The sequence below is a fragment of the Aureimonas sp. AU40 genome, from assembly GCF_001463785.1.
Classification (GTDB): Bacteria; Pseudomonadota; Alphaproteobacteria; order Rhizobiales; family Rhizobiaceae; genus Aureimonas.
This window is the reverse complement of record NZ_BBWL01000057.1, coordinates 1-16131: the sequence shown is the minus strand read 5'-3', so window position 1 is coordinate 16131 and position 16131 is coordinate 1. Positions and strand designations below refer to the sequence as shown.

Sequence of the window (16131 nt, the reverse complement as noted above, 5' to 3'; positions counted from 1 at the left end):
CACACTCACCGATCGTATACCCAGGTTGTTTAAGGGTAGGTTGTTGAAACCAAGAGGAATGGCTCAGCATCCGAGGGAGATGGCATTGGTGGTGTCAGCCTAGCGTTCCAGGACGATGTTTCCAACATCTGCAAGGAGAGAGGTTTGAGCTCTCACCGCCCCTTCGTCTGAAGCGCATCAAGGATATCTACAGGCACCCTATGCCTACGCTGATCGCCTGGCGTTTCGGTCGACGAGAGACATTCGCTCGGGACGACCAATTAGGTAGCCCTGGATCGCATCGCAGCCGATGGACCGGAGGAGTGTGAGTTGGGATTCGGTTTCTACGCCTTCAGCTAGAATGGCGATTTCTAGCTTGCGGGCGATGTGTGTAATGCCTTCCAACACAGCCATAGAGTGTCGGTCTGTCTCTGCGGTCGCAACGAAGGAACGATCGACCTTGATGCGGTCAAGAGGGAAGTCTCTCAAATGCGAAAGTGACGAATAACCCGTGCCGAAGTCGTCCATCGCTACGGACACACCCAGACGACGGATCGCTCCGAGAATATCTGCGATTTTTTGCCCGTCCTCTACGATGGCGGTCTCGGTCAGTTCGATCTCTAACCTTCGCGCCGGAAGGCCGCTCGATGCCAAGGCCTGTGTCAGATGCGACAGCAGCAACGGTGAACGGAACTGGCAGGGTGACACGTTGACGGCAACGTACGCGTCGTCGTCGAAAGAGGCTGCCTGGTGGCAGGCTTCCTGCAACACCCAGGCACCGATCGCTACGATCTGTCCCGTTTCTTCCGCCAACGGGATGAAGCGAACGGGCGGTATGTTCCCCAGTTTCGGATGCTCCCAGCGGATCAACGCTTCGTAGCCAATGATGCGGTCGTCCGAGAGAGCGAGGACAGGCTGATAGGCCAGATGCATTTCGCCGCGCTCGATGGCCGTGCGCATGTCCGTCTCCAACTGAACCCTCTCGGAGACCGCCTCCAACATGCCGCAGGTATAGCAACTGGCGACGCCGCGTCCGTTGCGCTTGGACTCGTACAGCGCGATATCGGAGAACTGCATGAGCTCCGCGGCATCGCGAGCGTCATCAGTGCAGCACATGCCGATGCTGCATCCGATGTTGAGTGTAATCTCGCCGATGCGGAAAGGGAGGGCGATAGCCTGCAGCACCTGTGTCGCCACCGCCATCGCCTTCTCGAGGTCCCCGTAGACAAGGAGGGCCAGCTCATCGCCGCCAAGACGCGACACGAATCCGTCCGGACCGGCGATCTCGGTGAGACGTGAGGCAACCTCGATGAGAAGGAGGTCGCCGACGGCGTGACCATAGGTGTCATTGACTGGCTTGAAGCGGTCGAGGTCGAGCAGAAGGAGCTTGAACCTGCGCTTGGGATGGTAGTCCCGTTCCATTCGCGCGTTCAACGCTCGGCGATTGGCAAGCTTGGTCAATGGATCGCAAAATGCCAACTCCGCGATGCGGCGCTGCGCTTCACGGTCCTTTGTGACATCGTTGAACGTGATGACGGTTCCGCCCCCGCTCACTGGACGGATCTCAACCTCCATGACACGCCCGTCGTCCATGGAATAGTCAATTTGCGTAAAGCTCCCGACGCTCCACCATTCGTCGAGACGGCGGCGAGCTTGGTCGCGTCGTTCCGCCGTCCACGCTTGCCGGTCTCCAACGAGTTGGATGAGTTCGTCGGCCGACTTCCCGATGAGATTGGCCTGATCGTCAAAGCCGTAGAGGTCGAGATAGCGCCTGTTGTAAAGGCGCACTCTGTCCTCCGCATCGAGATAAACTAAGGCATTCGACATGTTGTTGAGCGCCGTCGAAAGAACGGTTGAATGCGCCCTTTCCTGGGCATCGAAGCGTCTAACTGTGAGGATCGTCAAGAACGCGCCGAGGAAGAGCACGGCTGCTCCGATGGCGGTGAACACGCTCAGCGTAACGTTCTCATGCGCGAACACCGTCTGTCCGGAGATCTGCTCCAACTCTGTCCCTGCGACAGCCGTAAAGTGAGTGCCGCAGACGGCGAGTGTGAACAGCGCGCAGACGAAACGCGGCGACGCGAACCGTGCGGAGGGGCCGCACGCCAACGCGAGGCAGCATGCTCCTATGGCAACGCCTAAGCTTCCCGTAAGGATCGAATGGCTTTGCAGGCAACCTTGGATCGCCAACATCCCGGCGTAGTGCATGACGCCGATGCCAACCCCTCCGACAGCACCAAGCGTGGCACGCACTTGCCAAGAGGGAGCGATCGCTGAGAACGCCAGCGGCAGCCCGACCAGCAGGACGGCGACCAAGGCCGAGGCTGCGGTGATCGGTCCATTATAGGACAGCATCATGTCTGGCCGATAACCGAGCATGGCGACGAAATGTGTCGTCCATACACCAAGGCCGGCGACCAGGGCTGTCCCCAGCAACCAGTGCCGGCGATGAACTGCGGTCACCTCGCCGACCTTTCCTCGCAGTGCGGCGAGGAGCCATCCCGCGACAACGCAGATGACCAATGCCGTTACGACGAATCCACCGGAATGCAGGGAGGCGAGATGCAGGAGCTGATGGGTCATCGGGTCAACTTGCCTGAAACATCTGAGTATGCCGTCAACGGCTCGACGGCACGCCGCTCCTCGATGTCGATCAGGACACCGGGGAAGCTCAGCGGCGTACCGTCGGACGCGGAGTTCACGCGCCCGTTGGCCTCCAGCCAGTAGTAGTTCCCGTCGGCGCGCCGCGTGCGGTATTGGTGGGCATAGGAGCCGCTATGGCAGCCGCGAGCGCCTCGCGGTCGTCCGGGTGGACGGTGTCGATGACCTGCGCCATGCTCAACCCCACTCGGCCGAAGTCCGGGTCGAGGCCGAAAGCACGGGCAAAGGATTCGTCCACCGTAAATCGGTCGTTCACGAGATCGTAGAACCACGTGCCGATGATGGTGCCGGCGTCGAGCGCCAACTGCACCCGCTCGATGTTCTCGCGGGCGATCGCCTCGCTGGCGCGCAACGCCGCTTCGGCCTCCTTGCGTGCGGTGACGTCGTTGAAGAAGATCGCGATCTGCCGTTCGGCCGGGTCACCGACGCAGATGGCGCGAACGTCGAACCAGCGTGAGAATGCCTCGGCATAGTTCTCGAAGGTCGCGGCTTCCCTGGTCCGCGCCACATGCCCGTAGGTGTCGAACCAGAACTGCTCCAGGTTCGGCGCGAACTCTGTCACCCACTTGCTGCGAAGGTTGACGCCTGCCTGCCGCTCGAAGGCCGGGTTGGCTTCGAGGAAGCGGTAGTCCACGGGGCGGTCGTCGGCGTCGAAGCGAACCTCGACGAGCGTGAACGCCGTGTCGATCGTCTCCAGGAGCGTCCTGAACCGTTCCTCCGACACGCGCAGGCGCTCGCCCGCCAGTCGTTGGGCGGTGCGGTCGCGTAGGATCTTGACGAAACCACGGTGGGTTCCCTCGTCATCGCGAAGGGGCATCATCTCCCCGGATGCCTAGAACCGGGAGCCATCCTTGCGCAGGTGCCAGCGCTCGTCCGCGGCGCTCCCATCGCTCAGGGCGGTTCGCATCTCGGTCTCGATGCGTCCGATGGCGCGGTCCTCTGGGGTGAAGAACCGTTCGGCGGACTGGCCGACCATCTCGCCTGCCGACCAGCCCATCGTCAGTTCGGCGCCGCGATTCCAGTCAGTGACGATGCCCGACTTGTCCGTGACGACGATGCCAAAGTCGACGGCGCTGTCGAACACGGCCTCGCGGCGGAGCAAGCGTTCGGACTCGACTGCCTGGCCACGCAGACGGATGACCTCGGTTTCCAGCTCCTGGCGAGAGAGATTCCACTTAGCGTTCCACCGGAATTGTTTTATTTATTGGGCCTTCTAACGCACCGTCGCAAGCTCGTAATCTGACTTCTTCGTCGCTGCGAGGGTGGGTCATATGACCGGCTGAGGTGACCGTCTCGTCATGAGCGACACCGCTTCCCTTGTCCTTAGGAAATTCGTTCTCCACTTAGGCAGCTACCTAAACTGCTCGACACGCAGTCCGAGATCACGTGCGACCTTCGACCAAGCTTTGTCAGCCGTGACGACTGTCACTGCAAGCTTTTGCCCGAGCGCCAAACAAGCACGATCTCCATGGCTCAATCCAAACGGTTTGGTGAGAGCAAACATGCCGCCTGCCCGCACGGCAAGATCGAAATTCAAAGGATGAACGACGAGGCCGAGGGCACAAACGAGTTGCTCGGCTTCCTCCACACTCATACCGGTTTGACAGAGCTTCGAGATCGCTTCCTGAACCGTCAGAGTGGAAACCGCAGCTCCCTCATCGATCCATTTCTCGACCTTTGTCGCGCCTTTTTCGGCGAAGGCATAGGCGAGGATAGCGGAGGTGTCGATCACGCAAGCCGTCACGAACCTGACACCTCGTGTGAGGATGCGGTCTGCTCGTTCTCACGCGCAGCCTCGGCTCGCTTCTCTTGCAGAAACTCTTCCACGATACTGACGCCAGGCTGAGCGTACTTCTTGGCAATCTCTTGGGCCCGTTTGCGTCTAAGCCGCGCCGTGGTCAGAGTGACCTGATCGCCCTCAGCTTCGACTAAAACCTTATCCCCCTTCATCAGCCCAAGGGCCTTTCTAAGGGCTGCTGGTAGGACGACGCGCCCATTATCTTGCAGTGGCAATTCGTAGACGACCATCACATAACCTCAAAGATGGGTGATATAATCAGGATTCCCCCTATGAGGGACTGTACCTAATGTTTTGACCATGCTGACATTCGCTGGATGGGCGAACTATCACGCCGGGTCTGCCAAATTTTCTGTAAAATGGCATATTCAGTCAATTTGTAAAACCCAAGACAGCTAGCCCTCCGACGACAATCCTGTCACCGTCTGCCTGCGAGGGCGCATCTATTCGTGGCATCCATGTGCTAAATTGATCGGTTTTGGACAGGCTTGTGCGCTCCTGGCCAAATAATAGGTATCGCGCCTATCGGACATGCCCTATAAGATCGTGGCGTTTTCGGTCGGTTTCGAGCCCCAATGTCCCGAACTTTTGCCTATGTCCGCGTCTCCACCAACGGCCAAACTACGGAAAATCAGATCGGTGAAATCCGTCAGGCCGGTTTCGACATCCACGCGCGACGGGTGGTCTCCGAAACCGTCTCCGGCTCGGTCTCCGCCGCCCAGCGAGAGGGGTTCGCTCGGCTCATCGATCGCATGGAGGAAGGCGACATTCTGGTCGTCACCAAGATGGACCGCCTCGGCCGCAACTCGATGGACGTGCGAACGACTGTCGAGCTTCTCGCTGGCATGGGCGTGAAGGTTCACTGCTTGGCGCTGGGCGGCGTCGATCTGACGAGCTCGACCGGTCGCATGACCATGAGCGTCATCAACGCGGTCGCCGAGTTCGAGCGCGACCTTCTGATCGAGCGCACCCAGGCGGGTCTAAGCCGAGCGAAGGAGCAGGGTAAGGTCCTGGGGCGCCCGCGAAGCCTGACCGAGGCGCAGAAGCAGGTGGTTCGTGAAAAGCTGGGGGATGGGGCTTCGGTATCGAAGCTCTCTCGCGACTATGGCGTCAGCCGGCAGACCATTCAAAGGGCTCGAGACGAAGCCAAGGGTCTGATGGGCAGTGCCGAAATGGATGAGGTGGCGACGCAAGACTAATTACGGCGCTGCGATCGGGAGGGGACGGCGGCTTTGCCCCCATTCCCGTCGATCAGAAGGAACTCTCGACGTCCAGAAAGCTGACGTTACTCCAGCTCATCTCGTCAGCCACTAGGCCGCCTTCGCCCATGATGGTCCGGCGCTGGTGGACGTGGTGACTGAAACGCTGGAACTCGCGCTGCCGCCCAAGATCCAGCTCGCGAACGCCGCAGGCTTCAGCCTCTACTCGCTGCGCGCCATCATGAGCGGGCGGGGCGGCGAGGTGGTGGAACTGGCCGACGCCAACCTGTTCCGTCGATAGATCAGCCCGTTAACTGCAACCAAGTGTTATGCTTTCGTCTGGCTTACTTCCTTCCCGGGTCTGCCTATGCTCGGCAGGTGCGAGCGCTCAGGCCCGAGACCTGTCTTCGCCCCGGCCCGGTTGATCAGTCGCGATCCCGGTTGGGGCGGTGAGAGGCTCCTGGCGCGGGAAAAGGGAGAGGGGCATGGCGGATCGGACCTACGTGACGGGGCTATGGCGCAACGTGGAAGCCGCCACGGGTACGGCCAACCCCGGCTTCCAGTTCGTCGGCCTCGTGCAGCCCGATCCGTCGGGCCGGGGCTACGAGTTGACGCCGGAAACCGCGCTGGCCGCCTCGCAGTCGGTGGAATGGATGCGCGACCCCGCGACGGGGTTGGTCCACTCCTACGCGCAGTTCCAATACGATCAGCTGACCGCCACTGCTCGCGCCAAGGGGCTGGCGGCGGACGACGAGGCGATCGGCAGCGATGCAGGGGATCGCTTCGTCATGGCGGGCGGCGACGACAAGGTCTATGCGCGGGGTGGCCACGACTGGATCGACGGCGGCGCGGGCAACGATCTCCTGTTCGGTCAGGACGGTGACGACACGATCATCGGCGGCGCCGGGTCGGATTGCATCGACGGCGGCGCCGGCACGGACCGGATCGTGCTGGATGGATTGGACGGGGCCGGCTTCCAGCTCTTCCGAAGCGCCAACACGGTCTACGCCATCGACCTCCGGCATGGCTTCGTCGACACGATCGTAGAAGCGGAAATCTTCGCGGCGCCGGAGCAGGCCGTCGATCTCGCTCATGTGGCGCGGTTCGACCCGCTGACCTACGCCGCCGGCTACAACGATCTCGCCCAAGCCCTGCGCACGGACGGCGAAGCCGCGACCGCCCACTATATCGCGCATGGCGCGGCCGAGGGCCGCCATCGTCAGGGCTTCGACGCCGCGCAATATCTGAAATCCTACGGTGATCTGAAGGTCGTCTTCGGAGACGATCTCGCCGGGGCGACGCGGCATTTCCTGTCGCATGGCGTGGACGAGCACCGGCTTCCCGAAAGCCCGCTCGCCTATATCGCAAGCTTTGCCGATCTCATCGCCGCCTTCCATGGCGGCTCGCGCGAGAGCCTGGCGGCCAGCGGGCTCGGCCATTATCAGGCGAACGGCTTTGCAGAAGGGCGTCGCGATGCCATCACCTTCGACGCCAAGCAATATTTCGAAAACTACGCCGACCTGCGACAGGCCTTCGGCGCCGACACCGAGGCGGGCACCGCGCATTACATCAACCGCGGCTCCGCCGAGCACCGCCTCGCCAGCGATCCGCTTCGCTACGTCGCCTCTTCCGAAGATCTCACGCGCGCTTTCGGCGGGGTGAGCGCGAGCCATGAAAGCGTTGCGGCCAAGGGGCTCCAGCACTACGAGGCGATCGGTTATCGCGAGGGGCGGGCGACGCAAGGGTTCGACGTCGACGCCTATCTCAACCGCTACGCCGACCTGCGCGCCGCCTTTGCAGACGGGCAAGGTGGTTACGACGAGGACGCAGCCTTGCTCCACTATATCCGCAACGGATTTGGGGAAGGTCGAAGCGACGACTGGCTGATCTAAGCCGAGGGGGACAGCGCGCTACTGCGCCCTTCACACGCCTGCTTTGGCAGCAGTGAAGACCACGCCTTGAGCCCTGCGCCGCGCGATTATGCCAGTAGGGAGAGCAGGCGTCGGCCCACTCCCTTCTCATCAGTTGAGACCTCGCAGCCAGTGATAGAACGGCGGCTGTCCGGCTTCGCTGGGCAGGGGTTTGTCCTGGGCGAGGCGGAATCGACCCGGGGTGGTGCCATAGACCTCGCAGAACGAACGGTTGGCATGGCTGGCCGAGGCGAAGCCCGCCTGAAAGGCCAGTTGCGCGATGCTGGAGCCTTGGTTTTCCGGGCTTTGCAGAAGGCTGCGCAGCCGCGTCACGCGCCGCTCCTGGATATAGCGGGACACCCCGCCGACCGGCTTGAAGGCGGCGTAAAGCTGGGTGCGCGACACGCCGGCAAGCTTGGCCACGAGCGCGGGCGTCAGTTCGCGCCGGCCTAGATGAGCTTCCACGACGACGCGCACGCGGTCCAGCATGGCCGGCGTGTCGATCGGGGGGTCGGCGGCGTCCCTGTCGAACCGCAGCGCCAGCGCCAGTGCCGTTTCGAAGATTCGCACGACGGACGCGGGATCGGTGCCCGCCTCGTCCAACCGGCGCGAGACGATCGACATCATGATGTCGGCGAGGAGGCCGGACTGCTGCGGCCCGAGCACGGTGCCGTGCAGGGCGGTGACATGGATCGTGGCGCGTTCCATCAGGTGGCGTGGCACCGCGAAAGTCAGGATGCGGGCGTCCTGGGCCAGCGTTCGCTGCGGCCGCGTCAGGTCGAACAGGACGATCTCGCCCGGGCCCGCTTCCGCCTGGCCGCCGGGATGCTCGATCCGCATCCGGCCCGACACCACGAGTTGCAGCGTGAAATGCGAAAAGCCGTCGCGCCGAGCGCCGTCGATCGTGCGCTCATGAAGGACATCGTCGAGCCGACGGTCGAACACGACCAGCGGAGCGAGACGACACACCTCGATGCGCGCGCGAAAGCGCGGACCCGCCTGCCGGACATCCGTCCCGCCGGCATAGAGGTCGTGATGCTGCCCAATCGGGTCGGACACATCCACGCTGGAACTGTCGAAGACGTATCGCATGGGCAACCGATCGCTGACACGCGATCCTATCGCTCAATCCCGAAAAAGGGGAAGGCGGAGTCGATCGGCTAGACTGTCGAAGTTGCAAAAGGGCGACGATTTTCACTGATGGAGCAACTGCGATATTTTGTATTTAGAATTAAAATCATGGAATATAATTGTGCGGACCGCTAAGTTTTGCAAGTCCTCTTCGATGTCAAGTCAGTTATCATCGGCAGTTCTTATAGCATTGGCGGCAGGCAGCAGAGGTATAACCTTCAGCTCTGATTTTATCATTAGCTGGACAAATTTCTTGCTGCTGTATACGCTCGCCCGTCCCCCGCTGCCCATCGGCCCCAAAGGCTTGGCGAGCAAAAGCCGTCGGCTCAGCTTCCGCTGTGCTGCCCTATAGAGTTGGACATGATTTCCCAGTCGATGCCTTTCAGCGCCTTGAGACACCGGAGATCCCCTCCAATCAGAAGCGCCTGTTATCCCTAACGCAGTGATGCCACGCACAAGTATTTACTATTAAGGAGCGCTTAATCTCAGTGCTAAATTAAGAATCAATATTTCAAATTCTGCGTCAAGTACTGCACGGTTCCCATATATCAAGCAGTTCTGTACGTTCAGACAATTATCCGGGACGCCCAGGCTATACGGAATAAGCCTAGTTAACCCAGGGTCACATTGGAGCGCTTATGACTTCAGGACGTGCTGCACGGATCGAACCCGGTGCCAGCCCAACCCCTCGGAGATCATTGAATGCGTACCATGGCAACTGGCGCATTGTGGCTGTTCACCGCCGTCTTGAGCCTTTTTCTGATCGCCCAACCCGTGGGCGTGGACACGCAGCTCGCCTTGGCGGCCTGCGCGATTTCCGTCTCGCTGGTGATCTACCTCCTGCGCCTGCAAGGCGTCTGGCGCACGGTGTTCCTCGCCATCGCGACGGTGGTCGTCCTGCGCTACGCCTACTGGCGCACCACGACGACGCTTCCCTCGCCCGACGACCTCCTCAACTTCATCCCCGCCATCATCCTCTACCTCGCCGAGATGTACTACATCGTGCTGCTCGGCACGAACCTCTTCGTCGTGGCCGATCCGATGAAGCGCCCGCCGGCGCCCCACGTTCCCGACGAGGCCCTGCCGCGCGTCGACATCTTCGTGCCGTCCTACAACGAGAGCGCCGAGATTCTGGCGCTCACCCTGTCCAGCGCCAAGGCGTTGGACTATCCCGCCCACAAGCTGCAGGTCTACCTCCTCGACGACGGCGGCACGCAGGAAAAGCGCACGGCGCGCGATCCCGCCAAGGCGGCCAAGGCGCAGGCCCGGCATGTCGAGCTTCAGGCCCTCTGCGCCGGGCTCGGCGTCACCTACGTCACCCGCTCGCGCAACGTCCATGCCAAGGCGGGCAATCTGAACGCGGGCCTCGCCGCCTCGGACGGCGATCTCATCGTGGTCTTCGACGCCGACCACGCACCGGCGCGCGAGTTTCTGCGGCAGACCGTCGGCTACATGGTGGCCGATCCCAAGGTCTTCCTGGTCCAGACGCCGCATTTCTTCTCCAATCCCGACCCGATCGAGAAGAACCTCAAGACCTTCGATCGCATGCCCTCGGAGAACGAGATGTTCTACGGCACGATCCAGAAGGGCCTCGACAAGTGGAACGCGGCTTTCTTCTGCGGCTCGGCGGCGGTGCTGCGCCGCGCGGCACTGGTGGAGGTCGGCGGCTTCTCCGGTATCACCATCACCGAGGATTGCGAAACCGCGCTCGACCTGCACTCGCGCGGCTGGAAGAGCGTCTATGTCGACCGGTCCATGGTCACGGGCCTGCAGCCGGAAACCCTGTCCAGCTTCATCGGTCAGCGCTCGCGCTGGTGCCGGGGCATGCTGCAGATCCTGTTCCTGAAGAACGCCGCGCTCATTCCCGGCCTCTCGCTCGCACAGCGCATCTGCTATCTCTCGTCGGCCCTGGTCTGGTTCTTCCCGATCATGCGCGTCGTCTTCATGGTCGCGCCCCTGCTCTTCATCTTCTTCGACCTGAAGATCTACGACGTGTCGACGCAGGAATTCGTCGCCTATGCGCTGACCTATCTCGCGGTCTCCTCCCTGATCCGCAACTATCTCTACGGTCAGGTGCGCTGGCCCTGGATGTCGGAACTCTACGAATACGTCCAGTCGGTCTATCTCTTCCGCGCAGTCCTCAGCGTCATCGTCAATCCGCGCCGCCCGACCTTCAACGTCACCTCGAAGGGCGACACGCTGGCCGAGGATCGCCTGTCCGAGATCGCCTGGCCCTATTTCGCCATCTTCGCCGTGCTGCTCGGCGCCACCGGCTACAGCCTCTATCGCTACCAGACCGAGCCGGAGATCGGCGGCATCCTCTTCGTCGTCACGATCTGGAACGTCATCAACCTCCTGCTCGCCGCCGCCGCGCTCGGCGTGGTGACGGAGCGGCGCGAACGGCGCGGCGCCCCGCGCATCCTGACCAATCGCACGGCCGAACTGCAGGTCGAGGGACGCTCCCTTCCGGTGCGCGTCACCGACATCTCGACCGGCGGCGTGCGCGTCGAGATCGAAGGCTCGCTCGACACGCTCGCCCCCGGCAGCAAGGCCTCGCTTCGGGTCACGCGCCTCGACGGAACGCTGGCCGGGCTGCTGCCGGTCGCGATCCGCGCCGTGGAAGGCCAGGGCCATGCCTCGACCGTGGTCGGTCTCGGCTATCGCGCGGCCTATAGCGACTATCCGCTGATCGCCGAGTTGATGCTCGCCGACATGAGCCCGGTGCGCGACCAGCGCTCGGCCCGCCAGCGCCGCCGCGCCCTGGTCCTCGCCAATGCCAATCTTCTGGTCTGGGCGCTCGCCTACCCCCTGCGGGCGTTCCGCCACCTCCTGTTCGACAAGCCCTCGGCCGCGCCGGTGGCGGTGGCCGCTCAGGATGTGCTGGCCGTCCCGCCGGTGCCCGCCCTTTCGTCCGTGTCCGTCGACGCGCAGCCCGCGCAGTCCTGATCCTTGGGAACCCCGCTCATGACGCATCGCCCGACACCCCGCTGGAAAGCCCTTCTCGGCGCCTCCGCCCTGGCTCTTCTCGCCCCCACCGCAGCCCCGGCGCTGGCCGGGGCCGCCCAACCCTTCGACCTATCAGTGGCCCCATCGGGCGCCGCCACCGCGAGGCCGGAGGGCGCGCCGGGTCTGGTGCGCCTGCCGGTCGGCGCCTCGGAACTCGCCTTCAACCAGGAGAATCCGCATCGGACCTATCCCGTCTTCGTCACCGGCGAGGAAAGCACCAAGCCGGCGGAGCTGACGGTGGGCTATTCCAGCACCGTCACCATCGCGCCGGAAAGCTCCTCGATCACCGTTCTGGTGAACGACGAGGTCGTGGCCGAGCGTCCGCTGACGGTGGGCAGCGACCAGCGCTTCAGCGTGGCGGTTCCCGCCGGCCTGCTTCAGGCCGGGTTCAACGCCGTCCAGATCATGGTGCGCCAGTTCCACCGCGTCGATTGCAGCGCGGCGGGCACCTACGAACTCTGGACGCGGCTCGACCCAGCGACCACGGGCCTGCACTTCGCCCAGACCGCCTCGCGACCGTCCGATCTCGGCGAGTTGCCGGCGCTCGCCCGCAGTCTCGACGGCGAGGTCGCGCTCAACGTCCTCTCGCAGCCCGGCGCGACCACCGAGGCGACGGGGCGCGCCCTTTCGGCGGTCCAGTCCCTGGCGCTACTCGGCCGCTTCGCCAATCCGCGCGTCCATCTCGGGGGCACCCCTGCGGGCGGGATCGACGTCATGGTCGGCACGTTCGAGGAACTGGCCTTCCTGTCGCCGACCAAGCTTGCGCCCAACACGCCCTGGTCCGGCGTCTTCTTTCTTCCCACTGCCCCCTCCACCGGCCGTCCGGCCCTGGTGGTGACGGGCGCGGGGCAGGGCGATGTCGACTCGGCGCTCGCTGCGCTCGCCAAGGGCGCACGGGAGGCTCGACCCAACGGGTCGGTGCCCGGTCTCACGGCCCTCGCCAACAGCCGAGGCAGGCCGATCGACGCCGGCCAGTCGGCGAGCTTCGCAGAGTTCGGCGGCGACACGCGGCCCTTTCCGGGGCATGTCTACCGCGACGAGGTGGCGCTGACGCTGCCGGCCGATTTCTACCCCGCCAATTACGACACGGCGACGGTGGTGCTGAACGCTGTCTATGCGGCGGGTCTCTCCTCCGAGGCCATGCTCTTCGTGCGGGCCAACGATCAGATCGTCGCGACGCTCCATCTTTCCTCGCCGCGCGCCGGCCAGATCAAGGACCAGCGTCTGCGCCTGCCGCTGGAGGTGCTGAAGCCTGGCGCCAACCGGATCTCCTTCGAGGCTCTGGTTCCCCGCGCCGGCGACGCGACCTGCGAGGGCACGGCCAGCAACGAGGCGCCGCGCTTCGCGCTTCTGGGCACGACGCGGATCGACATTCCCTCGCTCGCGCGCATCGGCCATTATCCCAACCTGTCCGCCACGCTGGCCGGCCTGTCCGACAAGGGCGAGGCGCAGCAGCCCTTGTCGGTCTACGCGCCGGGCGGCGACGCCGTGGCGTTGGAGGCGGCGGCCACCATGCTCGCCCGCATGGCCGGCGCGTCGGGCACGGTGCGCAGGGTGCAGGTCGTGCGCGCCATGCCGCATGAGGAAAGCGGCGATCTCCTGGCCGTCGGCACCTATTCCGCGCTGCCGCCTGAACTGATCTCGGCGGTAGAGCGGCGCGGCGCGAGCGCGGACGCAGGCTCGGCCGGGCTCTTCGCCAGCCTCGCCTCGATCCTGCCGGCGGAGGCCGCCGGCGGCGGATCCGAGCCCTCGCCAATGGACATCCTGAAGAGCATGGACAAGGCCCCGGCCGGAGCGGACGGGTTCCTGTCCGCCTTCTCGCAACCGGGCGACCTGCTCGGGCGCGCGGGCGAGATCGTGCAGCCCTTGGTCGCGCCGATCGCCAGCGCGGCGCAGAAATGGTCGGCGGCGGCCTCGCCGCAGGCTCTGCCGCTTCCGGGCGACGCGTTCGTGCTGGCCCAGGTCGCCGCGCCCGTCGCGCCCGGCGCTGCCTGGACGGTGCTCGCCGCGCCGACGCGCGAGGCGCTGACGGAGGGCTCGCGCCGTCTCGGCGAGCCCGGTGTTTGGCGCATGGTCGCGGGGGCGCGCACGGAAATCCCGAGCGCGGCGGACGGTGCGCTGCGCATCGCTCAGGGTGCCGACGAGCGCCTGTTCGAGACGCAGGGCTGGACGGTCGGCAACGCCCGTCTGGTTCTGGCCGGCTGGTTCTCGCGCCACAGCGAGCGTTATGCGGGCTCGGTCATGGGGGCCTCGCTCCTGCTGGCGCTTTCGACCTTTCTCCTGCTGCGCCGCGTCGGGGAGAAGAGCAAGTGAGACGCCGGGTGAGCGGACTTCTGCTCGCTGCCATGGCGGGCATGGCCACCTTGACCGGCGCGGCCTCGCCCGATCTTGCCGCCGCGCCGCAAGCGGCGCTGGCGGTCGAGCCGCAGGATTATCTGATCGGCGCCTGGGAGCTTTATCGCAGCCGCTTCGTCTCGCCCGAAGGGCGCGTGGTGGATGACGACAACGGCTCGATCAGCCACAGCGAAGGCCAAGGCTACGGCATGCTTCTAGCTGTCGCGGCCGGCGACCGGGCGAATTTCGATAAGCTCTGGTCCTGGACCCAGCAGGAATTGTTCATCCGAGACGACGGGCTCGCCGCCTGGCGGTGGGACCCCGCCGCCTCGCCCCACATCACCGACCGGAACAATGCCAGCGACGGCGACATGCTGGTCGCCTGGGCCTTGCTGCGGGCGGCCGAGCGCTGGAACGTGCCGGAGTTCCGCAAGCGGGCGCGCGCGATCAGCGATGCGCTGGCGGCCCACTCAGTCTCCGACGTGCGCGGGCGCAAGATGCTCATGCCGGCGGCGGAGGGCTTCGCCAAGGGCGAGCAGCCGGACGGGCCGGTGGTCAATGCGTCCTACTGGATCTTTCCCGCGATCGCGGAGCTCGCCACGATCTCCCCGGCGCTGGCCAAGGCCAAGCTCGACGAGAGCGGAACCTGGCTCCTGCGCAAGGCGCGCTTCGGCCCGGCCAAGCTTCCCAGCGACTGGGTCTCGCTCGGGGCCTCCGATCCCGCGCCCGCCCGGTCCTTCCCCGCGAGCTTCGGCTACAACGCGGTGCGCGTTCCCCTGTATCTCGCCTGGAGCCAGGACGCCGATCCCGCGCTTCTCAAGTCCTATGCCGACAGCTGGTCCGCCCAAGGGCCGGGCGCGCTCGGCACGGTGGACCTCCCGACGGGCGCGACGCTCGAACCGATGACGGCGCCGGGCTACGGCGCCATCGCCGATCTCGTGGCCTGCGCCAGCGGCGAGAGGCCGGCCCGCGCCGAGACCCGCAACTTCGTGCCGACCACCTACTATCCCAGTACGCTTCACCTCCTGAGCCTCTTGGCCTTTGCAGAAAGGTATCCCCGATGCCTGTGAAATCGCTTCTCCTGGGCTCCGCCGGCCTGCTCGTCGTCTTCCTGACGCCGGCCCATGCTCAGATATCCGTGCCCAATTTCGGCGGCACCTCGCCCATGGCGCGGTCAGCGCCCGTCGGCGCCATGCCGGTTCTGGCGAGCGGCGCGCCCGCCGCGCCGAACTTCACAGCCGCACCCGCGCCGGCCGCGATCCCCAACGCCGCCACGCCGGCCCGCCCTGGCGCCAATCCGTTTGAGGCGGCCCCGGTGGCCGCGCCCGTGCCGCAGCCGGCCGCAGGCGCCGCTTCGCCCTTCACCCTTCAGGCGCCGGACGCGACGGCCAAGGACGCCGGCGCCGCGCCGAGCGGCCCGGACGAGAGCGGCCTTCGTTACTACGCCTCGCAGCGCGACATGGCGCGGGTCGGCACGGAAATCCGCCGTCTGAAGTCGCTCTACCCCAATTGGCAGCCGCCGGCCGATCTCTTCGCCACCGGCGTCAAGATCAACGAGCAGCCGATCTGGGATCTGTTCGGGGCCGGCGACTATGCCGGGGCCGACGCCCTGCTGCGCAAGCTGCGGGCCGAGAATGCCGGCTGGGAGCCCTCGGCCGACCTCACCGAGAAGCTGGGCGACGCTCAGGCGCGCGCGGCGATCGCGTCCGCCGCCGACAGCGGCCAGTGGCAGGTGGTGGTGGACCAGGCGCGCCAGCGCCCCGGCCTTCTCACCTGCGCCCATATCGACATTCTCTGGACGCTGGGCGAGGCCTTGGCGCGCAGCGGCGACCCCGCCCATTCCTACGAGGCCTATTCCTACATTCTCGGCAATTGCGACGGCGAGGCCGAGCGCCTCGCCACCGTTCAGAAGGCAAGCGCCGTTCTGCCGCCGCAGGGGGCCGAAGCGCTGGCCGCACTGGGCCGGCGCATGCCCGACGGGCGGGGCGAGTTCGACACGCTGCGCTTCGACAATCTGCGCGGGCAGATGGGCCGCGTCGCCTCGCGCGAAAGCGCCTCGCTTCCCGACCCGGCCAATCTGAAGGCTTTCGCCGACTACATCGGCAAGAGCCGC

10 protein-coding genes and 2 pseudogenes are annotated in these 16131 nt (G+C 64.9%); 7 read left to right on the top strand and 5 right to left on the bottom strand.

Annotation, left to right across the window (positions count from 1 at the left end; translation table 11 throughout):
* Nucleotides 1-204: 204 nt before the first annotated feature.
* From AUL32_RS23185 to AUL32_RS23165, 4 genes and pseudogenes are all read right to left on the bottom strand, one after another.
* Nucleotides 205-2562, bottom strand: a complete 2358-nt coding sequence (locus AUL32_RS23185) for a bifunctional diguanylate cyclase/phosphodiesterase (RefSeq protein ID WP_062120643.1) — start codon at nt 2560-2562, stop codon at nt 205-207.
* Between the two features lie 44 nt (nt 2563-2606).
* A pseudogene (locus AUL32_RS25395) lies at nt 2607-3778 on the bottom strand (PAS domain-containing protein); the annotation flags it as partial.
* A 213-nt stretch (nt 3779-3991) separates the two neighbouring features.
* A complete protein-coding gene (locus tag AUL32_RS23170) occupies nt 3992-4372 on the bottom strand; it encodes a PIN domain-containing protein (RefSeq protein WP_192847510.1) in 381 nt (126 codons plus the stop codon).
* 8 nt (nt 4373-4380) lie between these two features.
* On the bottom strand, nt 4381-4668 hold the full coding sequence (locus tag AUL32_RS23165; RefSeq protein ID WP_082660052.1) for an AbrB/MazE/SpoVT family DNA-binding domain-containing protein: 288 nt from the start codon (nt 4666-4668) through the stop codon (nt 4381-4383).
* A 345-nt stretch (nt 4669-5013) separates the two neighbouring features.
* Here AUL32_RS23165 and AUL32_RS23160 point away from each other — a divergent pair, with 345 nt between their 5' ends.
* From AUL32_RS23160 to AUL32_RS23155, 3 genes are all read left to right on the top strand, one after another.
* On the top strand, nt 5014-5637 hold the full coding sequence (locus tag AUL32_RS23160; RefSeq protein WP_062120629.1) for a recombinase family protein: 624 nt from the start codon (nt 5014-5016) through the stop codon (nt 5635-5637).
* A gap of 145 nt (nt 5638-5782) precedes the next feature.
* A complete protein-coding gene (locus tag AUL32_RS24760; RefSeq protein ID WP_202814444.1) occupies nt 5783-5938 on the top strand; it encodes a hypothetical protein in 156 nt (51 codons plus the stop codon).
* 184 nt (nt 5939-6122) lie between these two features.
* Nucleotides 6123-7529 (top strand): calcium-binding protein, encoded by a 1407-nt coding sequence (locus AUL32_RS23155; RefSeq protein ID WP_062120626.1) that lies wholly within the window; start codon nt 6123-6125, stop codon nt 7527-7529.
* Nucleotides 7530-7658: 129 nt separating this feature from the next.
* On the opposite strand, the gene AUL32_RS23150 is transcribed toward AUL32_RS23155, so the two are convergent.
* Nucleotides 7659-8639, bottom strand: coding sequence for a helix-turn-helix domain-containing protein (locus AUL32_RS23150; protein WP_062120623.1), 981 nt, complete (start codon nt 8637-8639; stop codon nt 7659-7661).
* Between the two features lie 741 nt (nt 8640-9380).
* Between AUL32_RS23150 and bcsA the strand changes: the two genes are divergently transcribed.
* The 4 genes and pseudogenes from bcsA to AUL32_RS23130 all read left to right on the top strand — a co-directional run.
* A complete protein-coding gene (gene bcsA / locus AUL32_RS23145) occupies nt 9381-11624 on the top strand; it encodes a UDP-forming cellulose synthase catalytic subunit (protein WP_082660050.1) in 2244 nt (747 codons plus the stop codon).
* Between the two features lie 18 nt (nt 11625-11642).
* Entirely contained in the window at nt 11643-13997 is a 2355-nt protein-coding gene (locus AUL32_RS23140; protein WP_062120618.1) for a cellulose biosynthesis cyclic di-GMP-binding regulatory protein BcsB, read from the top strand.
* An 8-nt stretch (nt 13998-14005) separates the two neighbouring features.
* Nucleotides 14006-15088: a glycosyl hydrolase family 8 gene (locus AUL32_RS23135; RefSeq protein WP_062120614.1), complete on the top strand. Its 1083-nt coding sequence runs from the start codon at nt 14006-14008 to the stop codon at nt 15086-15088.
* Nucleotides 15079-16131 (top strand): annotated as a pseudogene (locus AUL32_RS23130) (hypothetical protein); the annotation flags it as partial. The gene AUL32_RS23135 and the pseudogene AUL32_RS23130, both read left to right, overlap by 10 nt.